The sequence below is a fragment of the Kitasatospora sp. NPDC101108 genome (genome assembly GCF_055584725.1).
Genome location: NZ_JBVJLM010000001.1, coordinates 448,122 through 471,432 on the forward strand (window position 1 = coordinate 448,122; position 23,311 = coordinate 471,432).

Genomic DNA, 23,311 nt, shown 5'->3' on the forward strand with positions numbered 1-23,311 from the left:
GGTCAGCCGGTCTCGGGGGCGAGCAGATCGATCTGGCCGTCGAACTGCCACAGCGGGTTCGGCGCGTCGCCGGCCCCGGTGTGCACCAGGAAGTAGCCGTTCACTTCCTTCGGGCCGTCGCCGTCCGCCATCACCCGCCCGTCCGAGGCGACGTCCAGCTGGTAGACCGCCGTCCCCGGCGCCGCCGTACCGGGCAGGTGCCAGGTGACGGCGCAGCGCCAGTCGTTGCCCGGGCCCTCCGGGTCGACCTGGCCGTCGCCCCGGCCGCAGTCGGCCGTGACCCGCAGGTCGGCCTCGGTGACGGCGGGGCGGTGCAACTGCTCGGTCTGCAGCCGGTACAGGTGCGCGAACACGGTGGCCACGGTGCGCTGAACCTTCGCCTGGGTGATCCCCGACCCGGTCGAGGGCGTGGCCACGGCGACCGCGCCGAAGGTCAGCACCAGCAGCCCGGCCAGCGGCGCCACCCCGAAGGCGAGCGCCCGGCGTCCGCCTCCGTCCTCACTGCCGTTGGTGAAGTCCCGCCGGACGAACAGCAGGTACGCCGCGGTGGTCGCCACCACGGCCCACACCAGGCTCACCGCGACGGCGATCAGCAGCTCGGTCAGCCGCGCCGGATCGGCGAACAGCCCGTTCCAGGAGACGAAGGCGTAGCCGGGCAGGGCGAGGCGCAGCGCCACCGGCAGCGGCAGCATCTGGGCCAGCTGCATCGCGACGGCCGACAGCGCGGGAACGAGCAGCCCCATCGGGGAGCGGCCCAGGATGACGGAGCCGAGCAGCCCGAGCGCCGCCAGTGCCAGGGTGGGCGCCAGCGCGCAGGCCCAGGCCAGCAGGACGCCCGCGGCCGCGTCGGACGGCGCCAGCCGGTGCCCGTCGACGCCGACCAGCGGCTGGTCTCCGACCGCCGCCAGTCCGCCGACGGTGCCGGAGGCCACCAGTCCGGCCACCAGCAGCGCGAGCACGGTCGCGCCCGCCAGGATCTTGGCCAGGAAGATCCGCCGCGGCGAGCGGACCGCGACCAGCAGGTGCCGCCACGTCCCGAGGCGGTCCTCGGCGGCGAACACGTCACCCGCGACCACCGAGGTCAGCAGCGGCAGCGCCCAGGAGCCGGCGAAGCCCAGCACCACCAGCGGGCCGGCCCAGCCGCTGGCGTGCATCCAGCGGCCGAACAGGGTATCGGAGGGCAGCGTCCCCTGCTGGGCCACGGCCGCCACGAACAGCCCGGGCAGCGTCCAACAGGCCAGTGCCAGCAGGCGGATCCGCCACTGCGAGACGAGTTTGACCAGCTCGAATCGGTACACCCGGCCCACCGGCACCCGGCGTGCCCCGACTGCGGCGGCGGAGCCGGTTCCGGCCACCGCCCTTCCGGCCGTGACCGTGCTCATCGCCCGCCCTCCCGCTGTTCCGCCGTGAGCTGCTCCTGGATGAGGGCGAGGTACGCGGCCTCCAGCGGCGACACCACGGGGGCGACCTCCCGTACCCGGACGTCCTCCCGCACCAGCGCGGCCACCAACTGCTCGACGGCGGGCCCGGAGGCGCGCACCACCAGCGCCTCGGTGCCGCGCCACGCCCCGGCGCCGTCCACCACTCGCACTCCCGCCGTCCCGGCGGCCACCCGGTGGGCGGTCGGCGGGTCGGAGGTGAGCAGGCGGTGGTCCAGTTCGCGACTCTCGGCCGCCAGGCCGCCCAGCGGGCCGGAGAAGCGCACCCGCCCGGTGGCGAGGATCGTCACCTCGGAGCAGAGCGCCTCCAGGTCGTCCATCCGGTGGCTGGACAGCACGACCGTCACGCCGCCGTCCGCGAGCCGGCGCAGCGCCCCGTGGACGTGCTGCTTGCCCGCCGGGTCCAGGCCGTTGGAGGGCTCGTCGAGCACCAGCAGCCGCGGTTCGGTGAGCAGCGCGGCGGCCAGTCCGAGGCGCTGGCGCATGCCCAGCGAGAAGCCCCGCACCCGGTCGTCGGCGACGTCGGTGAGCCCGACCTCGGCCAGCACCTCGTCGACCCGCCGGGCCCCGGTGTCCTGACCGCGCAGCGCCGCCAGTGCCGCCAGGTTCTTCCGGGCGGTCAGCGACGGGTACAGGCCGGGGCCGTCGACGAATCCGGCGACCCCGTCCGGTGCGGCCAGGGCCCGTCCGACGGGTGTGCCCAGCACCTCCAGCTCGCCGCTGTCGGCGACGGCCAGCCCGAGCAGCAGTCCCAGCAGGGTGGTCTTCCCGGCGCCGTTCGGCCCGGCCAGCCCGTGGATCCGCCCGGGCACCAGCTCCAGTCCGACCTCGTCGAGCGCCATGACATCACCGAAGCACTTCGTCAGTCCGCGTGCCCGTACGGCAGGTTGCGTGTCTTCCATGGCTCCTTCTCGCAGTCCCCCAGGGAAGTTAGGGGGTTGACGGTACGGAGTCGAGACCGCGTGGTTGAACACCGATGGAACAGCTGACGGTCGTCTCGGAGGCTGCTGACGGCTCAGACGGTGACGGTCTGGTACTCGGTGGAGGTGCCGAGGCCGACGGAACCGAACTCGCGCCCGATGCCGCTGGCCTTGAAGCCGCCGAAGGGGCCGTCGAAGCCGACGGGGGCGCCGTTGACGGTGACCGTGCCGGTGCGCAGGCGCCGGGCGACCGCCAGGGCGTGCTCCTCGTCGGCCCGCGGGGACATGGGGGCCACCGGTGACCAGCCGGGCGCCCTTCGTCCAGGCCGAGGGCGATGTACCGGCGGACCTGCTCCTGCTGGTCCGCCGGATCATCGGGCCGATGAGTGTGACACTCATTCAGATAACCGATCAAGACGGTGACGAATCTCGGGGAGCGAGAGGGTCAATTCCCTGACAGATCCGGCATATTGCCACCGGGGCCGGCGGATCAACCTTGACGCAGTCGAAAACTCCTGCCCATACTCGTCACCAGTTAGAGCGGTGACCACAACGGCGGCTCATCGGACCGGCACTCATGAGGAGAGACGGCCATGGAAGTCAGCTGCACCGGAACGGTCGTCGTGGCGGGCGAGGGCCGGAACGGCGGGCACGTCGCCTCCGGCGACAGCCACCGGCCCTGACCCTGCCCCACGGCGACGGCGAGGAGTTCGGCCGGAGCGCCGCGTCCCAATCACGGTCAACGCCACCGCGGTGAACGGCTGACGCGACGGCGCGCCCCGCGGGGTCGCAGAAACGCGGAACCCCCGCCCGACGGGCGCGGCAGCGACCGGGGCGGGGGCGTCAGCCAGGTTGGCGGACAGGTCAGTTGTCGTCGGCGCTCCCATGCTGGCGGGCCCGGTAGGTGGCGGCCTTGACCCGGTTGCCGCAGGTCCGCATGGCGCACCATTCGCGCCGGTGGCCGCGCGAGCGGTCGAGGTAGACCTGGGTGCACTCCGGGCGGGCGCACTCGCGGAGCAGGGCGGCGTCGTCGCCACCGAGGATCTCGACGGCCTCGCGGGCGAGCGCGGCGAGGCCCTGGGAGACGGATCCGGTCCTGGACGCGCCCTCGGGGCGCAGCCGCAGCGTCACCGGCAGCCCGGCCGCGTGCCGGTTCAGCTCGGCGATCGCCCGGGCCGGCATCGGCTGCCCGTCGAGCCGGGCGGCGACCAGGGAGTAGATCGCCTCGCGCAGGTCCACCGCGATGTCGAGGTCGGTCTCGTCGGCGCCGGGCGCGCTGTCGAGCATCCCGGACTCCAGGAACCAGGCGTCCAGTTGCTCGGGCGAGGCCAGCTTCTCCAGCGGCGCGGCGTTGCGCCGGGCGCGCAGCGTGCCGACGAAGTCGAGGGGCAGGGTCCCGCAGGGAAAGGCGTGTATCACGTCACCATACTGGCCAGTCACTGCCCGAAGCGCAACGCCCGGAGCTCCCGCTGAAGACTCCGCCGACGGGCCGCCGTGTTGCGGCTTCCGTCACTTCCCAGACCAGTAACGTTCTGCCCGGCTCGGTCCGCGGACCGGGCTCCGCACTTCCGGAAGGCATCTCATGATCGACAGGCGTAGCTTCCACAAGACCCTGGGATTCGGCGCCGGGGCGGCCGCCCTCTCGCTGACCGGCCTCCAGGGCACCGCCGCCGCCGCGCCCGTTCCCGACGGCCCGGCACCGGTGGTGCCCGTCATCGCCCCCGGCACCCACACTTCCTTCCCGGTGCTGAAGCAGGTCACGGCCGGCCTGCTTGACGTCGGCTACGCCGAACTCGGCCCGGCCGACGGCCCGGTGGTGCTCTGCCTGCACGGCTGGCCCTACGACATCCACAGCTTCGTGGACGTGGCCCCGCTGCTCGCCGACCTCGGATACCGGGTGATCGTCCCCTACCTGCGCGGCCACGGCAGCACCCGCTTCCTGTCCCCGCGCACCTTCCGCAACGGCCAGCAGGCGGCCGTCGCCCAGGACGCCGTGGCCCTGCTGGACGCGCTGCGGATCGACCGCGCCGTGGTGGCCGGCTTCGACTGGGGCTCGCGCACCGGCGACATCCTGGCCGCCCTGTGGCCCGAGCGCGTCAAGGCGCTGGTGTCGGTCAGCGGCTACCTCGTCACCAACCGCGACGCCCAGTTGAAGCCGATCGCCCCGGCCGGTGAGCACACCTGGTGGTACCAGTACTACTTCGCCACCGAGCGCGGTGCGGCGGCCCTGCGCGACAAGGACCTGAGGCGCGAACTGGCCCGCTTCGTCTGGCAGTCCGTCTCCCCCACCTGGAGGTTCGACGACGCCACCTTCGAGCGCACCGCGGCCGCCTTCGACAACCCCGACTACGCGGCGGTCGTCCTCCACAACTACCGCTGGCGGCTCAGCATCGCCGACGGCGAGCGCCGCTACGACCACGTCGAGCACCTGCTGGCCCGCAAGCCGACCATCGGCGTGCCGACCGTCACCCTCGACCCCGCGCTGGACCCGTTCACCCCGGCGCCCGGCGACGGCTCCGGCTACCGCGCCATGTTCACCGGCCGGTACGAGCACCGGACGCTGCCCGGCATCGGCCACAACCTCCCCCAGGAGGCGCCGACCGCCTTCGCCCAGGCCGTCGTCGACGCCGACCACCTCTGACGCCGACCACCTCTGACACCAACCGCTACTGCCGCCGACCACCTCTGCCGCCGACCACCCCTGACGCCGACCGCTCGTGACGCCGGAGCCCACCGGGCCGGGGCCGTTCCGTTCACCGCGCGGGGCCCGAACCCGGGGCGGAAGAATGGGCGGCGCCCGGCGCAGTGGACGGCCCCGAGCGCGTGAACCGTGCGGCTCCGGTTCACCGGCGTGGCAGGCGTGGTCCTGCCACGCCGGCGGACCGGAGCTTCGCCTCGGTCAGCGCGGTCAGCCGGGCGGCGACCGGCGCCTGCTCCTCGCGGTGCCGGTCGATCAGCCGGTACTGGGTGGCGGCCCTGCTCCAGGCCTCCAGGCTGTCCCGGTCCCCCAGCAGTCCGGGGTTGGCGAGGTAGCGGTCGGCCATGGCCGTGGCGAGTTCCTCGATCCTCGGATCGTCCGGGTCCCAGTTCCGGGCCTCCCAGCCGCGCTGGGCCAGCTCGACGAAGCCGGGGTCGTCGAGCTGGTGTTCCAGCTGGGTCAGGAAGCCGTCGAAGCCGTCGGGCACCAGCACCCGGGCCAGCACCAGCGCCTCGCGCTGCGCGGCCACGTAGTCCGGCTCGAAGCCGAGGGCGGGCATCCGGTCGAGGATCACGCAGGCGCGGTCGGGCAGCAGGGCCCGGTCGCCCTCGGCGAGCCGGTGCAGCGTCTCCCGGCGCACCGCCAGTTCGGCGATCCGTTCGGCGAGCCGCCGTTCGACGTCGGCCAGGGCGGCGGCGAACTCCTCGGCGTCGGCGTCGAGCAGGGGCCCGATCTCGGCCAGCGGCACCCCGGCGGTGGCCAGGGTCCGGACCTGCACCAGCCGCAGCAACTCGTCCGAGCCGTACCGCCGGTAGCCGGAGGCGTCGCGCCGTGGTTCGTCGACCAGGCCGTGCTCGTGGTAGTGCCGCACCGTCTTCACCGAGACGCCGAGGAACCCCGCGGCCTGACCGATCGTGACTCCGCTCATCATCCGCCCACCCTCTCGTGCGTGCGGACCGACCGGGGACGCGCCCCCCTACTTCGGCGTGGCACCGCAGAACACCTCGGCGACGAGCAGCTGTTGGGCCTTCTGGAAGGCCCCGGCGATGGTGAGCTCCGCGTCGTCCACCCAGGTCAGCCCTGCGGTCAGGGTCCTGCTGCCGTCGGGGGTGCCGTACATCAGCGCCGCCGAGCCCATGGTGGCGCCGTTGTGGTGGAAGACGGTGCCGCTCTCCGTCTCCTGCGCGAAGAGCCCCAGGCCGTAGCCGACGGTCGCCTCCGGCGTGCGCATCTCGTCCAGCAGCCCGGCCGGCAGCAGCCTGCCGCCCATCAGGGCGGAGAAGTACGTGTGCAGGTCCCGGGTGGTCGAGATCATGTCGCCACCGGCTCCGACCCAGGACGGGTTCTGCCGGGTGACGTCGACCGTCCGCTCCTGCCCGGCGTCCTGGTAGCGGTAGTAGCCGTGGTTGTGCGGCTCGGGGATCTCCGGCGAGGAGCCCGGCGCCACGGTGCCGGTCATCCCCAGCGGCCCCAGGATCAGCCGCTGCAACTCCTCGGCGAACGGACGGCCCGTGACCCTCTCGACCACCAGCCGGGCCAGCACGTAGTTGGTGTTCGCGTAGCTCCAGCCCGCACCCGGCGCGAACCGGGCCGGCTTGGACAGCGAAAGCCGAACCAGTTCCTCGGGCAGGTAGGTCCTGAACCGGTTGTCCACCCACTCCTTGCCCTGCCAGGGGACCCCCAGCACGATCGTCCCGTCCTCGTAGAGCTCGCCGGTGTGGTTGAAGATCCCGCTGGTGTGCTGCAGCAGCATCCGCACGGTGATCCGCCGGTCGAGGCCGAACTCGGGCAGGTAGTCGTCGGCCGGGGCGTCCAGCGTGACGAGGCCCTCCGCCACCAGCAGCAGCACCGTGCTCGCGACGAAGCTCTTGGTGCTGCTGCCGATGCGGAAGTGCCCGTCGGTCAGCGGCTCGGCGCCGGAGCCCAGCTCGCGGGCCCCGGCGCTGCCGACCCACTCCCCCCGTTCGTCGGTCACCCGCAGCTGCACGCCGAGGAAGCCGGATCCGGCGAGATCCTCGATCGCCCGGCGCAGTTCCGGGCGGTCCTGGCCGGAGGAGGTGGTGGCGGTGGGGAGGGTGGTGGACATGGTGTTCCTCGGAGTCCGTCGGGTCCGGATCGGTGTCCGGCTGGTGCGACGAATCTCCACCCTGCCCCAGGGGAGGGCTCAAGTGTGTCCCGGCTCACGGTCCGGGGGGGGGGCCCACGGGCTGCGCTCAGCCGGTGACCTCGATGGTGACGTCGTAACTGCGCTGGTCCGGCGCGCAGTTGACGGCCTCACCGCAGGAGGTGCGCGAGGTGGTGAGGTGCGCCGTGCCCGCTGTCCGGGCGGCGAAGGAGGTGGTGACGGTGCCGCAGCCGCCGCCCGGGTGGCAGGACGGGGCGGGTGCGGTGGTCGGGGCGCCGGCCGGGGCGAGGACGTCGGTGGCCGAGCTGGTGACGGCGGACCAGTAGGTGCCGTGCAGTTGGACCGAGAGGGTCGCGCCGACGGCGACCTTCAGGGTGGTGTGGTTGGCGTGTTCGTCGGCGGTCACGGCGGCCGGGGTGGTCAGGGCCGTGGTGGTGGGCGCCGGGGCGGACGCGGCCGTCGCGGCCCCCTTGGAGCCGCAGCCGGTCAGGGCCAGCAGGGCGGCGGCGCAGGTCAAAACAAAAACAGCGGGTCTTCTCAGGTTCACGGTGGTTCCTTGGTGCAGAGGTGGGAGCGGTACCGGTTCGACGCACCGGCGGCCGGATCGGATCCCCCCGAAACCGAAGAAACACACCGGGGCGGGCGCGAGGCCCACCCCGGTGCGTCGAGCCGAGGCGATCGTCAGGAGACGGTCACGTCGTCGTAGTAGGTGTAGGTCGGGTCACCCGCGTAGTTGTCGTCGTGGTTGCTCAGGGTGAGCGTGTACGAGTGACCGGGGGTGACGGTCGCGCTCTGGTTGGTCCAGGTCGCGGCGGAGGAGCAGGTCTTGGCGAGGACCGTGGTGGTCGTGCCGGTGGTGTTGTCCTTCAGCGTCGCGGTGGCCCAGTCGTAGGTCACGGTGTCCGGGCAGGTGTTGCTGTACCAGAAGGACAGCTTGCTGGAGCCGGTCGGCGCGGTGAAGGTCTGGGCGGCGGAGGAGTCCGTGCTCGGGCTGCTGGAGCCGAGCTGCAGGCCGTAGCTGCCGCTGTGCGCGGCCGCACCGAGGACGGAGGCGCTGCCGCTGGTGGTCCAGCCGGTCGCGTTGCCGTTCTCGAAGCCGCCGTTGGTGACGGCGTTGCCGCCGCCGGAGGTGGACGACTCGGTCCAGGTGAAGGTGGTGTTGCCCGCGGCGCCGGTGGAGTCGGTCGCGGTGACCGTCACGCTGGAGGTGCCGACGGCGGTCGGGGTGCCGGAGATCAGACCGGTCGAGGAGTTGATCGACAGGCCGGCGGGCAGGCCGGTGGCCGAGTAGCTCAGGGTCTGGCCGGAGGCCGAGTCGGTGGCGTGGATCTGCAGGCTGGCCGCGGTGCCGACGGTGCCGGACTGGTTGCCCGGGTTGGTGACGGTGACCGTGTTGCCGTGGGTCAGGATGGCGTGCGAGATCGCGCAGGAGTTGGTGTCGTTCGACCAGCTGGCCTGCTCGGCGAAGGTGCCGTAGGAGCCGAAGGAGATGTTCGCGGCGCCGCCGACCGAGCCCGGCTGGATCCAGGCGCACTCGTCCGAGTTCTCCTGGCCGTTGTACGAGCTGCCGCTCACGTGGTTGGTCCAGCCGCCGGCCGGGTTCTGGTCCGACATCATCTCGTGCCACTCGTGGCCGAGGGTCATCGTGTAACCGTCCAGCGTGCCGGGCGAGTTGACGAAGCCGACGCCGCAGGTGCTGCCCTGGTCGATGTTGTACGGCTGGTTGGAGAAGGCGATGTCGCCGTAGGGCGAGCTGGCCGCGCCACCGGTGAGGGTGGTGTCGCCGTTCCAGTCGTGCCAGGCGCAGTACCCGGTGGTCGGGTTCTGGTAGTCGTCCGGGTTGGTGCCGTGCGGCGACAGGATGACGTAGTACGCGTCGCGGTTGGCGGCGGCCGTGGTGTTGCCGAAGTGGCCGGCGGCCTTGACGGCCTCCTGGGCCAGCTGGTTGCCGGTGGCCTGGGCGGGCGAGGCGGCCGCGTTGTCGTACCAGACGCCGGACAGCACGCCGCCGCTCTGGTACGGGATGAAGTTGGCGTTGGACGGGCAGCTGGTGGCACCGGTGGCGACGTTGGGGCCGTCGCACCACTGGGTCAGGTCGGCCGACCAGGTCTCACCGTTGGTGCCGATGCCCTTGAACATCTGCTGGGTGGCACCGGCGGCGCCGGCCGAGTCGCCGGAGAACTTCGCGTTCCCGTTGGCGTCGGTGGTCTGGGTGCCCCACTGGGTGCCGTAGAAGACCAGGTAGACCTTGGAGTGGCCGCTCTGCACGCCGATGCCGTCGACGCCGCCACCGTAGGACAGCGTCTCCTGGCCGGTGGCCGCCGCCTGGTTCTTGGCGGCGAGCCACTTCTTGTACTTCTCCTGCTGCTGCTTGCCCGGGACCGCGCCGTGGCGGTACGGGTGGCCGTTCTGCGGGCTCCAGGGGTTGAACTCGTTGCCGATGCTGCCCGAGGAACTGGGGGTGTCCTGCGCGGCGGCCGGGCCGGCCGCACCGGCCAGGCCGGCGGCGGCGAGGGCGAGGGACGCCATGCCGGTGAGCGCCGCGTACTTCGCACGCCGCAATCTGTGGGAGTGACCCATGAGGTGAGGGTGCCTCTCTCTACCGATCGCCCGCACGGCCATGGGGGGCCGCGAACGATCCCTTTGTGGGGAAGGAGCAGACGGCGGAATCCACCCGAACGCCAAATCCGGTCATTTCTTCCGGGCAACCGGAATTGACTGTCTTTCGGCGGAGCTGCCTGCTGGGCATGAGGAAAGCAGAGTTGATGAACGCAGGTCAACGGCCAGGGGTAAGGAAATATTAAGAACGGAGTTCGCGCAGCTGAAGCCCCTGATCCAGAACCCTTCCGAAGAGTCCGACATTCACTGAATAACAGTCAGAACACTGTTTCCGCATTCAGTGAAAACGTCGCTGTTTCAACATTTCTTCACGAGTGGGAACGGTCGGTTCGGCTACGACCGGGCGACCGCCCGCCGCGACCGCCCGTTACCGCCTCCCCTTACAGCCGCCCGCCGGGGCTGTCCGCCGAGAGCCGCTGGGCCAGGTACACCGGGACGACGGAGAGCAGCACCAGCACCGCGGCCACCACGTTGACCACCGGGGCCTGGTTGGGCCGTGCCAGGTTGGCGTAGATCCAGACCGGCAGGGTCTGGACGCCCGGGCCGGCCGTGAAGGTGGTCACCACGATCTCGTCGAAGGACAGCGCGAAGGCCAGCAGCGCGCCGGCCAGCAGCGCCGACCGGACGGCCGGGAAGGTGACGTACCGGAAGGTCTGGAAGGTGTGGGCGCCGAGGTCCGCCGAGGCCTCCTCGGCCGAGGGGGACATCCGGCGCAGCCGGGCGACGACGTTGTTGAAGACCACGACGATGCAGAACGTCGCGTGGCCGATGACCACGGTGAGCAGGCCGAAGCCGATGCCCGCGGGCCCGAGGACGGTCCGGAACGCGGCGTTCAGCGCGATGCCGGTGACGATGCCGGGCAGCGCGATCGGCAGGATCACCAGGAACGACACCGTCTGCCGGCCGAAGAACCGGTGACGCTGGACCGCGAAGGCGGTCATGGTGCCCAGCACCAGGGCCACCAGGGTGGCACCGGCCCCGGCCTGCAGCGAGGTGAGGACGGCGCTGCGCGCGCCCTCGGACCGCCAGGCCCGTACCCACCACTCGGCGGTCAGCCCGGCCGGCGGCCAGGCGAAGGAGCGGTCCCGGTTCAGCGAGTTGAGCAGGACCAGCAGCAGCGGCAGGTAGACCACGGCGAGGCCCGCGACCATGGCCAGGCGCAGCGCGATCCGGGCACGGCGGGAGAGGATCACGGAAGTCGCCCCCCCTACAGGGAGTCCAGGGCGCCGGTGCGGCGCACGGCGAGCAGGTAGCCGACGATCAGCGCCACCGGTACGCAGGACAGCGCGGCGGCCAGCGGCAGGTTCAGCGTCACGTTGTCGGCGATCGCCGTGCCCAGCACCTGGGTCTTCCCGCCGACGATCCGCACGGTGACGTAGTCGCCCAGGCTGAGCGAGAAGGTGAACACCGACCCGGCGAACACCGAGGGCAGCACCTGCGGGAGGACCACCGAGCGGAAGGTCCGTCCGGCGGAGGCGCCCAGGTCGGCCGAGGCGTCGAGCAGGTTGGCGGGCAGGTGCTCCAGGCCCGAGTAGATCGGAAGGATCATGTACGGCAGCCACAGGTAGGCGAGGACGACGATCACCGCCGTGGTGCCGTACCCAGGACTGGAGAGCCCCAACGGGCGGCCCAGCCAGTCGAGTAAGCCGCCCTGGCTGAGGATGACCCGCCAGGCGTAGGCCTTCACCAGGTAGCTGGCCCACAGCGGGGTCAGCACCGCGACCACCAGCAGCTTGCGGGTGCGCGGCCGGGCGACCCGGGCCATGTAGAAGGCCATCGGGAAGGCCACCACGGCGTCGATCACGGTGACCGCGACGGCGATGCCCAGCGTGCGCAGGGCGATCGCCCGGTAGACCGGCTCGGTGAGGACGGTGGTGAAGTTGGCGGTGTTCCAAACCCGTTCGACCTCGTAGGTGAAGTCGTCGACGGCCCAGAAGGCGGACAGCAGCAGGACGGCGAGCGAGCCCAGGTAGGCGAGCACCAGCCAGGCCATCGGCGCCGACAGCAGCAGCGCCAGCCGCAGTCCGGCGTACCGGTGCAGGACGGAGGCCGCCCGGCGCAGCGGCCGGGCGGCCGTGAGGGGCTGGACCATCAGCCCTTGATCTCGGTCCAGGCCGCCGTCCAGGCGGCGTAGTCGGTGCAGGCCACCGTACGGCCGTCCAGGCAGGTCTTCACGGGGGTGGTCCAGTAGTGGACGTCCTTCCAGTAGGCCTCGTCGGCGGCGTGGAAGGTGGTGCAGAAGTCCTTGTCCGTGGTCCGGTCGCAGGCCTTGGCGTTGGCCGGGGCCTCGCCGAACCACTGGGCGACCTGGGCGTTGGCGGTCGGTGAGACGATCCAGTTCATCCACTGGTAGGCGCAGTTGGGGTGCGCGGCCTTCGCCGACACCATCCAGGTGTCCGACCAGCCGGTGGCGCCCTCCTTCGGCAGCACGGCCTTGACCGGGGCGTGGTCGGCCTGCGCCATGTTGGCGATCACCTGCCAGGTGGTACCGACCACGGTGTCACCGGTCCTGAAGGAGTTCTCCGACTTCTGGAAGTCGCTCCAGTACTCGCCGACCGCCTTGTGCTGGGTCTTCAACAGGTCGACGGCGGCCTTGAGTTGGTCCTGGTCCAGGGCGTAGGGGTTCTTGATTCCGAGCTCCGGCCTGGACTTCATCAGGTACAGCGCGGCGTCGGCGATGTAGATCGGGGAGTCGTAGGCGGTGACGTGGCCGCTGTAGGGCGAGGCGCCGTCGAAGACCACGCTCCAGGAGTCCGGGGCCGGGGTGACCTTGTCGGTGCGGTACATCAGCAGGTTGGCGCCGCGGCCGTGCGGGATGCCGTACATCTGGCCGTTCACCGAGTTCCACGGCTGGTTCTTCAGACCGTCGAAGACGTCGGCGTAGTTCTGGACCAGGGCGGTGTTGACGGGGGCGACGTCGCCGGCCGCGATCAGCCGCAGGGTCGCGTCGCCGGAGGCCGAGACGGCATCGTACTGGCCGGTTTTCATCAGCGAGACCATCTCGTCCGAGGTCCCGGCGATCTTCGTGTTGACCTTGCAGCCGGTCTGCTGCTCGAAGGGGTGGACCCAGTCGACGGACTTGTCGTCCGAGCCGTCCTCGGCGTAGCCGGCCCAGGCGACCAGGTTCACCTGGCCCTCGCCGGGGCCGAGGGACTGGAGCACCGGCAGTTTCGGCGGGTTCAGGCCGCCGTGGCCGCCGGTCGTTCCGGCCGTGCCGCCGCTGCCGCACCCTGCGGCGAGCAGGGCGGCGGCGGTGGCGGCGGCCGCGGTGCGGGCGATCCGGGAGATACGCATGCGAGGTGTTCCGATCTTCGGGTCTTCGGGTCTTCGGGTCTTCGGGGGGTGAGGGTGGTGAGGGTGGTGAGGGTTGTTCGGGCTACCCGCCGACGCGGACGGTGTGCTTGCGGTGCCAGGCCAGGACGACGTCCGTACCGCGGTGGCGCTGGACGTCGGCGGAGCCCTCGTCGCGGTTCTGCCGGACGGCGGTCAGCCGCCCGCCGGCCTCCAGGTCCACCAGGAACCGGGTGTGGCCGCCCGCGTAGACGACCTCGGCGACCCGCCCGGGGGCGGACAGCTCGTCGGGCCCCGCGGGGTCGTCCGGGTGCGCTATCCGGATCTTCTCCGGCCGGACGCTGAACAGCCCGGCCTCGCCCACGACCCGCTCGGCCGCCGCGCCGTCCAGCAGGTTGGAGGTGCCGACGAAACCGGCGACGAAGGCGGTGGCCGGGTGCTCGTACACCTCGGCGGGAGAGCCGACCTGCTCGATCCGCCCCGCGTTGAACACCGCCACCCGGTCGCTCATCGTCAGCGCCTCGTCCTGGTCGTGGGTGACGAACACGAAGGTGATCCCGACCTCGCGCTGGATCCGCTTGAGCTCCGCCTGCATCTCGTGCCGCAGCTTCAGGTCGAGCGCGCCGAGCGGCTCGTCGAGCAGCAGCACCTTCGGGCGGTTCACCAGCGCCCGGGCCAGGGCCACCCGCTGGCGCTGGCCGCCGGAGAGCTGGGCCGGCCGGCGGCGCTCGAAGCCCTCCAGGCGGACCATGGCGAGCGCCGCACGCACCCGCTCCGCCCGTTCGGCCTTCGGCACCCGGCGGACCATCAGGCCGTAGCCGACGTTCCGTTCGATCGTCATGTGCGGGAACAGGGCGTAGTCCTGGAACACCGTGTTGACGTCCCGGTCGAACGGCGGGAGCCCGGTGACGTCGGCCCCGCCGAGCAGCACCCGGCCGGCGGTCGGCCGCTCGAAGCCGGCGATCATGCGCAGCACCGTGGTCTTCCCGGAGCCGGACGGTCCGAGCATCGCGAAGAACTCGCCCTCGCCGATCTCCAGGTCCACCCCGTCGACCGCGCGGACCTGGCCGTCGAAGGACTTCGCCAGCCCTTCGAGCCGGACGGCACCGGCGGCCCGGTCCGGGTGGGGCGGGCTGTCGTCGCTCTTCAACTCCGGTGGCCCCTCTGCTCGGTGACGACAGGACGGGCGGATCGGCCGTCCCGGTCGGATCTTTCGGAACACTAGGAGAAGATCCGTTCCTTGAAAGATCGGTAAACCTCGGGGATTCGCCCGGTAGGGGGCGAACGCCCTGGTCCGTCCCTGCTCGCCGCGCCGGTCCGGTCGACAGGCAACTTCTTGATTAATCGCATCAGTGGCCGTCGTGAAGGGCGCTCGCTAGGCTGGCGGCATGGCACTGCGCAACGCGATCATGTCGACCCTGCTGGAGGGCGAGGCGTCCGGCTACGACCTGGCGAAGGCGTTCGACGCGTCGGTGGCGAACTTCTGGATGGCCACACCGCAACAGCTCTACCGGGAGCTGGACCGGATGGAGGCCGAGGGGCTGATCAGCGCCCGGGTCGTCGAGCAGGAGCGCCGGCCGAACAAGCGGCTGTTCTCGCTCACCTCGGCGGGCCGCGCCGCGCTGCGCGCGTTCACGGCCACGCCGCCGCGGCCGTCCGCGATCCGGGACGAGCTCCTCGTCCAGGTGCAGGCCGTGGACGCGGGCGACCCGGACGCCGTGCGCGCGGCGCTGCTGGAACGCCTGACGTGGGCGCAGGCCAAGATCGACCGCTACGAGCGCCTGCGGGCGCGACTGCTGGACGGGCGTTTCGAGGACGAGTACCTCGCCACGGCCGAACGGATCGGGCCGTACCTGACGCTGATGCGCGGCCTGTCGTTCGAGCACGAGAACCGGCGCTGGTGCGAGCAGGCGCTCGCGGTCCTGGAGCGGCGGGCCGCCACGCCGGCCCCCGCGGAGGAGCCGGCCTGACGGTCGCCGGGGCCGGCCGGTCAGTGCGGCCGGCGGGAACCCTCGACGGGCCGCAGTTCGGGGCGCTTCGCGACCCGCCCGTCGCCGGAGGAGCGGCCGCGCAGCCGGCGCAGCAGCCACGGTCCGAGGAAGGTGCCGATCCAGGCGGCCTCCTCGGTGGCCCGCTGCCGGATTCCCGCCGCCGGGAGCGGCGGCAGCGGTTCCGCCCACCCGTCGTCGCTGCCCGGCACCGCGAGCGCGTGGGCCGCCGCGGCGGCGATCCCGGCGTGGCCGAGCGGGCTGGCGTGCAGCCGGTCCGCGCTCCACATGCGTGGATCGGTCGTCACCAGGTGCGGGAAGAAGTCGACGACCACGACGCCGCGGTGGTCGGCCGCGGCCCGGATGCGTGCGTTGAGGTCCAGGACCCGGGGTCGCAGCCCGCGGGCCAACGGCGCGATCCGCCCGATGTCGGGGAAGGTGAAGGTGAGCACCCGCGCCCCGGTGGCCGTGAAGGCGGCGAACATCGCGTCCAGCTCCGCCACGACCGCGCCCGCGTCGAAGCCCGGCCGCATCAGGTCGTTCATCCCGGCGACCACGGTGACCAGGTCCGGCCGCAACGCGAGGGCCGGCGCGAGCTGTTCGGCCCGTACCTGGCCGGCGAGCCGGCCGCGGACGGCGAGGTTGGCGTAGAGCAGGCCGGGTTCCCGCTCGGAGATCGTCTCGGCCAGTCGGTCCGCCCAGCCACGCCAGCCGGTCGTCCCGTCACCGTCGCCCAGGCCCTCGGTCTGGCTGTCGCCGACCGCGACGTAGCGGCGGAAGCCCGTCGTCGCACTCACGCCTCGGACACGCCCAGCGCCTCGGCGGTGATCCGCTCGAACTGCGCGCCCATCGCGGCGGCGAGTGCCTGCGCGCCGGAGAGGGGGCGGACCATCACCGTGAACTCGTCGATCAGCCCGTCCTCGTCGAAGTGGAGGAAGTCGCAGCCGTGCACCTCAAGGCCGTCGACGACGGCCTTGAAGACGAAGGCGCGGTCGCGGCCGTCGGCGCCGTTGATCTCGCGGACGTAGTGGAAGTCCTCGAAGACCCGACCGGCACCGCGCAGGATCGCGGCGGTGATGGCCTTGCCGGGGTAGGGCTTGAAGACGACGGGGCTGGTGAAGACGACGTCCTCGGCCAGGAGGGCCTCGATGGCGTCGTGGTCACCGGCCTCGACGGCTGCGCGGAAGGGGTGCACGGCGGGCTCCATAGTCAACAAATTGAATATCTTCCTGCGCGAGAGCCTAGCCTCGCACTCCAGGTGCTGTCGAGGGTGCGTGCAGGTGGCGGCCGCGACCCCAGGGCCGACTGTTTGAGGACACTGCCGGGGAAACCGTTTTGTGAGCGCTAACAGAAGCATAGGATGCCCAGCGGCGGCGCCCCTGGCCGGCACGGCAAGGCAGCGCCCGGCAAGGCTCGTTGACCGCAACGTTGACCGCTTCACCCCCGAACGAGGACCCCATGACAGAGTCGAACCTCGTCGTGCTGTCGGCCGGTGACGCGGCCATCGCGCTCGACACCACCGGACCCGAGGTGCCCCGGGTGCTGCACTGGGGCGCCGATCCCGGCCTCCGCGCCGACGGGGCCGCCCAGCTGCTCGATGCCATGGGCCGGACCCCGGGCCAGCAGGCCGGGAGTCTGATGCCCTCCCAGGGGCAGGGCTGGTTCGGACGTCCGGCCCTGACCGGGCACCGCGACGGCCGGGTCCGCCCCCCGCGTTTCGAGCTCGTCGAACCGGTCGCCGTGCGCGCCGTGGACGGCCGCGGCGGCACCGTCCACGCGCGGGCCCTGGACCGTGGCGCGGGACTCGCGCTGGACACCGAGCTGCAGATGACGGAGCACGGCGTGCTGCGGCTGCGCCACGCCCTGACCAACACGGCGACGGACACCTACACCCTGGACGTGCTGGCGTGCGTGCTGCCGGTCCCCGCCCAGGCCGTGGAGCTGCTGGACTTCGCCGGCCGCTGGGCCCGCGAACGCTCCCCGCAGCGCGCCCCGCTGCGGCAGGGCGTGTGGTCGCGGGAGAGCCGCCGGGGCCGCACCGGCTTCGACGCCGGGCTCCTGCTCGCCGGCACCGCGGGCTTCGGCTTCCGGCACGGCCAGGTCTGGGGCGTGCACGCCGCCTGGAGCGGCAACCACGTCCACTACGCGGAACGGCTGGCCGACGGAACGACCGTCCTCGGCGGCGGAGAGCTCCTGGCGGCCGGTGAGATCCGACTGGCCGAGGGCGAGTCCTACCGGACCCCGTGGGTGTACTTCGCGACCTCCGGGGCGGGCCTGGACGGGATCAGCCACGGCTTCCACGACATGCTCCGGGCCCGGCCCGGGCACCCGGCCACCGCCCGGCCGGTCACCCTGAACATCTGGGAGGCGGTCTACTTCGACCACGATCCCGAGCGGTTGCACGCCCTCGCGCAGACCGCGGCCGCCGTCGGCGTGGAACGGTTCGTCGTGGACGACGGCTGGTTCCGGCACCGCCGCCACGACCGGGCCGGCCTCGGCGACTGGTACGTCGACGAGGAGGTGTGGCCCGACGGTCTCCGTCCGCTCGCCGACCACGTCCACCGGCTCGGCATGCAGTTCGGTCTCTGGTTCGAGCCCGAGATGGTCAACCCCGACTCCGACCTGGCCCGCGCCCACCCCGACTGGCTCCTCGCCGACCCCGAACGCCTCCCGTTCGAGCAGCGCAGCCAGCACGTCCTGGACGTCGCGCACCCCGACGCCCACGCCTACCTGCTGGAGCGGATCAGCTCCGTGGTCGGGGAAGTGGGCGTCGACTACCTCAAGTGGGACCACAACCGCGACCTCGCCGACGCCGTCCACGACGGCCGGCCCGGCGTGCACGCGCAGACCACGGCGGTCTACCGGCTCCTGGACGAACTGCGCGCCCGCCACCCCGAGCTGGAGATCGAGTCCTGCTCCTCCGGCGGCGCCCGCGCCGACCTCGGCATCCTCGACCGCACCGACCGGATCTGGGGATCGGACAACATCGACCCGATCGAACGCCAGGCCATCCAGCGTTGGACCGGCCTGCTGCTGCCCTACGAGCTGATCGGCTCCCACGTCGGCTCCGCGCCCGCCCACATCAGCCGCCGCGACACCGGACTCGCCTTCCGCTGCGCCACCGCGCTGTTCGGCCATGCCGGCATCGAGTCCGACCTCTCGGGCTGGTCGAAGGACGACCTGACCGCGCTCACCGCCTGGGTCAGCGCCTACAAGCAGCTGCGGCCGCTGCTCCACGGCGGCGACGTCGTCCGCACCGACCACCCCGACCCCGCTGCCTGGGTCCACGGCGTCGTCTCCCGGGACCGCGCCCACGCCGTCTTCGCCTACGTCCAGTTGGACACCTCCGTCGCCGAGAACGGGGCGCCCGTACGTCTCCCGGGCCTGGACCCCGCGACCCGCTACGCCGTGCGCGTGCGCCCCGAGGTCTCCTCCCCCGAGGAGACCTGGCCCGCCTGGGCACGGCGGACCACCGCCCTCACCCTGACCGGCCGCTACCTGGACCACCTCGGTCTGGCCGCTCCGAACCTGGCCGACCGCCCCGGCCACGCGCTGGTGATCGAAGCACAGGCGCAGCCGCCCGCCGCGCAGGAGTGATCCCCCGCCCACGCGGCCGGTGCCGTGCCTCTCCGCGGTGCATCGCCTCCGCGCACCGCCGCCGCCGACCTCCTCCCCCGCCGACTGGCCTGTCCGGCCTGGGTTCGCCGATCGTCTTCCGGACACATCCGGGCCACCGAAACCGGATCAATCCCATCGATCGACCGCCGAGGTGACGGTGAGCGGACCAGGGCCGGCCGCGCACTCGCGGCCGACGACGTTGCCGTCGGAAGGCCGCCCGTCCGCGCGGACGGCCGAGTGCTCCTCACGCGAACCACACGTGATCTCCGCAGAAGCCTCGCTCCGGGCCGGTGTCGCGAGCGGGGCGGATCTGCATAGGCTCCGCAGACCGCCCGTCGCGGCATGCGGGCACCTACGGAAGATCGAATGAGTTACTGCACGCTCTGCCAACGGCATCTCAACGGCGCACTCTCCTGCCCCGGCTGCGGGCGGCCGCAAGAGGCGCTCCCCCAGCACGAGCCCGAATACCCGGTCGCGCACCCGCCCACCGCTGCTCCCCCACCCCGCAGGGCCCGGCGGCGAACCGCCCGTCGGCGCGGCGCCCGGCTCGCCCTGGCCGTGCTCGGCGTGGCGGCGGGCGGACTGGCCACCGCGGTGGTGGCCCTCGGGCAGGGCGATGGCGAGGCGCTCCCGGTCCCGTCGGGCGGTACGGCGGCGGCCACCTCGACGGCCGCGCCGTCCACCCACGGGCCCGCGAGCCTACCCACCACGGCGACGGCCGCACCGAGTACGGCGAGTCCTCCGGCCCAGCCGTCGGTCACCAGCACCCGGCCCAGCGCGTCAAGGACGGCCACGCCGTCACATGCCGCCCCGACCGAGGCCATCCCTTCCCAGCCCACGACGCCCACCACGCCGACGCCCACCCGGCACTCCCCCGGCCCGACCACCCCCACGGCAACGGCGACGCCGTCCTGCAAGCCGTTCCTCTTCTGGTGCGCCTGACCCTCCGGGCCACCGGCACACCGGCGGTGGCGGCGCCACGGACCGGACGAGGGGCGAACGCCGCCACCGTGAAACTTTCACCGGTGCGACCGGACCCGCCGGCCGTGTCCGCAGGGAGATCGTGAGGCGGCCCGGTCACTCCTTGACAGCCGAAGGCCACTGCTGCAGCGTCAGCAAGCGAAAGCGACACCGGAACAGGAGCAGGTGCCGGGAACGCCGCCGTGAATGTGAGCGCTCACATGAGCGGCAGGCCCTTCCGGGGCAACCTGGTCGCCTGCTCAACGCACCGGCGTCCACGTCCGCGGAAAGGGGTCCCATGCTGCGTTCCCGGTACTCGAAGTCCCGCCTGCTCGCCGTACTGCTGGCGGTCGGCGCCGCGTTCGGGGTGAGCCTGTCCGCCGCGCCCCAGGCCGGCGCCGCCTCGTTGACCCGGATCACCGGATTCGGCGACAATCCGACCGGCCTGCAGATGTACGTGTACGTGCCGAACAGTGCCAAGGCACGTCCACCGGTCCTGCTGGCGCTGCACGGCTGCCAGGGCTCCGGGCCCTACCTGTACTCCAGCACCGACTTCGGAGCGCTGGCCGACCGGTACGGGTTCATCGTCGTCTACCCCTCGACCAGCCCCGGCGGCAGTTGCTGGGACGTCTCGTCCGACCAGGCGCTGACGCGCAACGGCGGCAGTGACCCGGTCGGGCTGATGTCGATGATCAGGTACACCGAGCAGCACTACGGCGCGAACCCCGACGCCGTGTACGTCACCGGCGAGTCCTCGGGAGGGATGATGACCAACGTCATGCTCGCGGACTACCCGGACGTCTTCAAGGCGGGTTCCGCGTTCATGGGCGTGCCCTACCACTGCTTCCACACGGGCACCGTGCGCGGCTGGAACGGCCCCTGCGCCGGGGGCCAGGTCTCCATGACGGCGCAGCAGTGGGGCGACCTGGTGCGCCGCGCCGACCCCGGCTACACCGGGCCGCGCCCCCGGGTGCAGTTGTGGCACGGCACCGCCGACCCGATCCTGAACCACCGCAACCTGGGCGAGGAGACCAAGCAGTGGACGAACGTCCTCGGGGTGCGCCAGACCCCGTCGTCCACGGACACCCCGGCCGCCGACTGGAACCGCGCCCGGTACGCCGACCGCTCCGGTGTCACGCAGGTCGAGGCGTACAGCGTCACCGGCGCCGGCCACCAGCTGCCGGTCCAGGGCACGCCGATGGCCGCCTACGCCGTTCACTTCATGGGGCTGGACCGCAGCTGAACAGCGCTTCGGGGCCGGTCGCCGCCGCCGCGGGACCGGCCCCGGAGCATCCGCCCGCCGGGGGAAGTCGGCGGGAGCGGGGGCTTCCGCCCTTACGAGGTGACCGCCGGCGGGAGGCCGTGGACGGTGACGGTCGGGTGCAGGCGGCGGGTGTGGTCGAGCGGGCGGACCTGGCCGGTGAGGCGCAGCGGCACGGTGAGGCGGGGGTCGGTGCTGGAGGCGGAGATCCGCAGTTCCAGGGCGCCGGGTTCGACGATCCGGCGGCCGTCGCGGCCGGTGAAGGAGGCCAGGTCGGCGGGGAGGGTCAGCTCCACCCGGCAGCCCGCCCCGGCGTCCAGCGGGATCCGCCGGTAGCCGACCAGCCGCTGAACCGGCTGGACGACGGAGGCCACCGGGTCGTGGAGGTACAGCTGCACCACCTCGGTGCCCGCCCGCGGGCCGGTGTTGCGCAGCTCGAAGGAGAGCCGGAAGGCGCCGTCGGTGCCGGTCTCGGCCACCTGCACGTCCGGGCCGGACCACGCGAACTCGCTGTATCCGAGCCCGTGTCCGAAACCGTAGGCGGGTGTCGGGTCGGTGCTGGAGACCCCGCCCGCCTGGGCCAGCCTCGCGGCCAGGTAGGTCGAGGGCTGGACCCCCGGGTGGGCGGGGACGGAGACGGGCAGCCTCCCGGACGGGTTGACCCGTCCGCTGAGCACGCCGGCGAGCGCCTCCGTCCCGGCCTCCCCGGGGAAGAAGCACTGGACGATCCCGGCCGCCTCGGTGACGGCCCGCCCGAGGGCGTAGGGGCGCCCGGCCAGCAGGGTGACCACCACGGGCTTCCCGGTGTCCAGCACCGCGTCCAGCAACTGCCCCTGTCTGCCGGGCAGTTCGAGGGAGGCGACGTCGCAGCCCTCGCCGCTGGTGCCGCGGCCGAACAGCCCCGCCCGGTCGCCGAGGGCGAGCACCACCACGTCGGCCCGCTCGGCGGCGCGCACAGCTTCGGCGATGCCGGCGGTGTCCTCGCCGTCGACCTTGCCGTCGACCTCGCCGTCGACCGTCACGCCCCGCACCGTGCACAGCTCGCTGTCGGGGAACTCCGCCGCCAGCGCCTCGCGCAGGGTGGGGAGTCCGATGCCGAGCGGGATGTCCGGGTGCCGGCTGCCGACGTGCACGGGGAAGGAGTAGCAGCCGAGGACCGCCGTGGGTTCGTCGGCGTTCGGACCGATCAGCGCGATCCGGCCGGGCTCGCGCAGCGGCAGCAGGCCGTCGTTGCGCAGCAGTACCACGGCCTGCTCGGCGAGTTCGGCGGCGAGCGCCCGGTTGGCGGGCCGGTCCAGGTCGACCAGGCCGCGCAGCGCCCGCGGTTCGCTCGGGTCCACGTCGGCGAGGGCGGCCGGTACGGGCGACCAGTCGGCGTCCAGCAGCCCGAGTTCGGCCTTCTGGACGAGGACGCGGCGCAGCGCCCGGTCGATCAGCCGCTCCGGGACGGTGCCCGAGACGACCGCGTCGAACAACGGCTGTCCGAAGGTGTCGACGGTGGGCAGTTCGACGTCGACCCCGCTCTCCAGGGCCAGTGCGGCGGCGGCGGACCGGTCCTCCGCCACGCCGTGCAGGGTGTGGAGGAAGGCGATGCCGAAGTAGTCGGCGACGACCGTGCCGGTGAAGCCCCAGGTGCCCCGCAGCAGCCCGGTGAGCAGGTCCCGGTCGGCGGCGGAGGGCAGGCCGTCGGTGTCGGTGTAGGCGTGCATGACGGACCGGGGGCGGCCCTCCCGCACGGCCATCTCGAAGGGTGGCAGGATCACGTCGGCGCGCTCGCGCGGGCCCATCGAGACGGGGGCGAGGTTGCGGCCGGCGCGGGAGGCCGAGTACCCGGCGAAGTGCTTGAGCGTGGCGACGATCCCGGCCGACTCCAGCCCCTGGACGTAGGCGGTCCCGACGGTGCCGACCAGGTACGGGTCCTCGCCGATCGTCTCCTCGACGCGTCCCCAGCGGGCGTCGCGGACCACGTCGAGCACCGGCGCCAGGCCCTGGTGCACGCCGACGGACCGCAGGTCGCGCCCGATGGCGGCGGCCATCGTCCGGACCAGCTCCGGGTTGAAGGTGGCGCCCCAGGACAGCGGGACGGGGTACGCCGTGGCACCCCAGGCGGCGAAGCCGGCCAGGCACTCCTCGTGGGCGAGGGCCGGGATGCCGAAGCGGTTGGCGGCGGCGATCCGCTGCTGGGTGCGCAGCAGCGAGAGCGCGCCGAGCGCCGGGTCGACCGGGGCGGTGCCGAACGACCGGGTCAGCTGGCCCAGCCCGAAGGGCAGGAGGGTGTCGAGGTCGGGTGGCGGCTCCATCTCGTGCTGGTGCGGGGCGACTTCCTCGCCGTCGGCGTCGGCGCCGACCCAGACGCCGACCAGTTGGGCGGTCTTCTCCCGCAGCGTCATCG

General features: G+C 72.7%; 19 protein-coding genes and 1 pseudogene. 5 read left to right on the plus strand and 15 right to left on the minus strand.

Going from position 1 to position 23,311, the window contains the following annotated elements; translation table 11 throughout:
• Positions 1 to 2: 2 nt before the first annotated feature.
• From ACZ6Z8_RS02030 to ACZ6Z8_RS02045, 4 genes and pseudogenes are all read right to left on the minus strand, one after another.
• Entirely contained in the window at positions 3 to 1,382 is a 1,380-nt protein-coding gene (locus ACZ6Z8_RS02030) for an ABC transporter permease (protein WP_465605391.1), read from the minus strand.
• A complete protein-coding gene (locus tag ACZ6Z8_RS02035) occupies positions 1,379 to 2,341 on the minus strand; it encodes an ABC transporter ATP-binding protein (protein ID WP_465605393.1) in 963 nt (320 codons plus the stop codon). The genes ACZ6Z8_RS02030 and ACZ6Z8_RS02035 overlap by 4 nt, the downstream gene beginning before the upstream one ends.
• A gap of 113 nt (positions 2,342 to 2,454) precedes the next feature.
• Positions 2,455 to 2,749 (minus strand): annotated as a pseudogene (locus tag ACZ6Z8_RS02040) (aldehyde dehydrogenase family protein); the annotation flags it as partial.
• 474 nt (positions 2,750 to 3,223) lie between these two features.
• The gene (locus tag ACZ6Z8_RS02045; RefSeq protein ID WP_465605394.1) at positions 3,224 to 3,778 is read right to left on the minus strand and encodes a CGNR zinc finger domain-containing protein; all 555 of its coding nucleotides are present in this window, start codon (positions 3,776 to 3,778) and stop codon (positions 3,224 to 3,226) included.
• Between the two features lie 163 nt (positions 3,779 to 3,941).
• Between ACZ6Z8_RS02045 and ACZ6Z8_RS02050 the strand changes: the two genes are divergently transcribed.
• The gene (locus ACZ6Z8_RS02050) at positions 3,942 to 5,000 is read left to right on the plus strand and encodes an alpha/beta fold hydrolase (RefSeq protein WP_465605396.1); all 1,059 of its coding nucleotides are present in this window, start codon (positions 3,942 to 3,944) and stop codon (positions 4,998 to 5,000) included.
• Between the two features lie 202 nt (positions 5,001 to 5,202).
• Here the strand turns inward: ACZ6Z8_RS02050 and ACZ6Z8_RS02055 are convergent, their stop codons facing one another.
• The 8 genes from ACZ6Z8_RS02055 to ACZ6Z8_RS02090 form a co-directional block, all read right to left on the minus strand.
• Entirely contained in the window at positions 5,203 to 5,988 is a 786-nt protein-coding gene (locus ACZ6Z8_RS02055) for a MerR family transcriptional regulator (protein ID WP_465605397.1), read from the minus strand.
• Between the two features lie 45 nt (positions 5,989 to 6,033).
• Positions 6,034 to 7,143 (minus strand): serine hydrolase domain-containing protein, encoded by a 1,110-nt coding sequence (locus ACZ6Z8_RS02060; protein WP_465605399.1) that lies wholly within the window; start codon positions 7,141 to 7,143, stop codon positions 6,034 to 6,036.
• 127 nt (positions 7,144 to 7,270) lie between these two features.
• The gene (locus ACZ6Z8_RS02065; protein ID WP_465605401.1) at positions 7,271 to 7,729 is read right to left on the minus strand and encodes a hypothetical protein; all 459 of its coding nucleotides are present in this window, start codon (positions 7,727 to 7,729) and stop codon (positions 7,271 to 7,273) included.
• Positions 7,730 to 7,863: 134 nt separating this feature from the next.
• Positions 7,864 to 9,762: an Ig domain-containing protein gene (locus ACZ6Z8_RS02070; RefSeq protein ID WP_465605402.1), complete on the minus strand. Its 1,899-nt coding sequence runs from the start codon at positions 9,760 to 9,762 to the stop codon at positions 7,864 to 7,866.
• A 419-nt stretch (positions 9,763 to 10,181) separates the two neighbouring features.
• Positions 10,182 to 10,994 (minus strand): ABC transporter permease, encoded by an 813-nt coding sequence (locus ACZ6Z8_RS02075; protein WP_465605403.1) that lies wholly within the window; start codon positions 10,992 to 10,994, stop codon positions 10,182 to 10,184.
• A gap of 14 nt (positions 10,995 to 11,008) precedes the next feature.
• Positions 11,009 to 11,893: an ABC transporter permease gene (locus tag ACZ6Z8_RS02080; protein WP_465605405.1), complete on the minus strand. Its 885-nt coding sequence runs from the start codon at positions 11,891 to 11,893 to the stop codon at positions 11,009 to 11,011.
• Entirely contained in the window at positions 11,893 to 13,095 is a 1,203-nt protein-coding gene (locus ACZ6Z8_RS02085) for an ABC transporter substrate-binding protein (protein ID WP_465605407.1), read from the minus strand. Before ACZ6Z8_RS02085 ends, ACZ6Z8_RS02080 begins: the two co-directional genes overlap by 1 nt.
• A gap of 82 nt (positions 13,096 to 13,177) precedes the next feature.
• Positions 13,178 to 14,242: an ABC transporter ATP-binding protein gene (locus ACZ6Z8_RS02090; RefSeq protein ID WP_465605409.1), complete on the minus strand. Its 1,065-nt coding sequence runs from the start codon at positions 14,240 to 14,242 to the stop codon at positions 13,178 to 13,180.
• 238 nt (positions 14,243 to 14,480) lie between these two features.
• Between ACZ6Z8_RS02090 and ACZ6Z8_RS02095 the strand changes: the two genes are divergently transcribed.
• A complete protein-coding gene (locus tag ACZ6Z8_RS02095) occupies positions 14,481 to 15,062 on the plus strand; it encodes a PadR family transcriptional regulator (protein WP_465605411.1) in 582 nt (193 codons plus the stop codon).
• A 20-nt stretch (positions 15,063 to 15,082) separates the two neighbouring features.
• Here ACZ6Z8_RS02095 and ACZ6Z8_RS02100 read toward each other — a convergent pair whose 3' ends face one another.
• Together ACZ6Z8_RS02100 and ACZ6Z8_RS02105 are read right to left on the minus strand one after the other, a co-directional pair.
• Positions 15,083 to 15,877, minus strand: coding sequence for an SGNH/GDSL hydrolase family protein (locus ACZ6Z8_RS02100; protein ID WP_465605413.1), 795 nt, complete (start codon positions 15,875 to 15,877; stop codon positions 15,083 to 15,085).
• The gene (locus ACZ6Z8_RS02105) at positions 15,874 to 16,275 is read right to left on the minus strand and encodes a nuclear transport factor 2 family protein (RefSeq protein WP_465606303.1); all 402 of its coding nucleotides are present in this window, start codon (positions 16,273 to 16,275) and stop codon (positions 15,874 to 15,876) included. The genes ACZ6Z8_RS02100 and ACZ6Z8_RS02105 overlap by 4 nt, the downstream gene beginning before the upstream one ends.
• Positions 16,276 to 16,538: 263 nt before the next feature.
• Between ACZ6Z8_RS02105 and ACZ6Z8_RS02110 the strand changes: the two genes are divergently transcribed.
• The 3 genes from ACZ6Z8_RS02110 (at position 16,539) to ACZ6Z8_RS02120 (ending at position 20,901) form a co-directional block, all read left to right on the plus strand.
• Positions 16,539 to 18,677 (plus strand): alpha-galactosidase, encoded by a 2,139-nt coding sequence (locus tag ACZ6Z8_RS02110; RefSeq protein WP_465605415.1) that lies wholly within the window; start codon positions 16,539 to 16,541, stop codon positions 18,675 to 18,677.
• 387 nt (positions 18,678 to 19,064) lie between these two features.
• Positions 19,065 to 19,640, plus strand: coding sequence for a hypothetical protein (locus ACZ6Z8_RS02115; RefSeq protein WP_465605417.1), 576 nt, complete (start codon positions 19,065 to 19,067; stop codon positions 19,638 to 19,640).
• A 316-nt stretch (positions 19,641 to 19,956) separates the two neighbouring features.
• Positions 19,957 to 20,901: an extracellular catalytic domain type 1 short-chain-length polyhydroxyalkanoate depolymerase gene (locus tag ACZ6Z8_RS02120; protein ID WP_465605419.1), complete on the plus strand. Its 945-nt coding sequence runs from the start codon at positions 19,957 to 19,959 to the stop codon at positions 20,899 to 20,901.
• A 92-nt stretch (positions 20,902 to 20,993) separates the two neighbouring features.
• Here ACZ6Z8_RS02120 and ACZ6Z8_RS02125 read toward each other — a convergent pair whose 3' ends face one another.
• Positions 20,994 to 23,309: a beta-xylosidase/alpha-l-arabinosidase gene (locus tag ACZ6Z8_RS02125; protein WP_465606305.1), complete on the minus strand. Its 2,316-nt coding sequence runs from the start codon at positions 23,307 to 23,309 to the stop codon at positions 20,994 to 20,996.
• Positions 23,310 to 23,311: the final 2 nt, after the last annotated feature.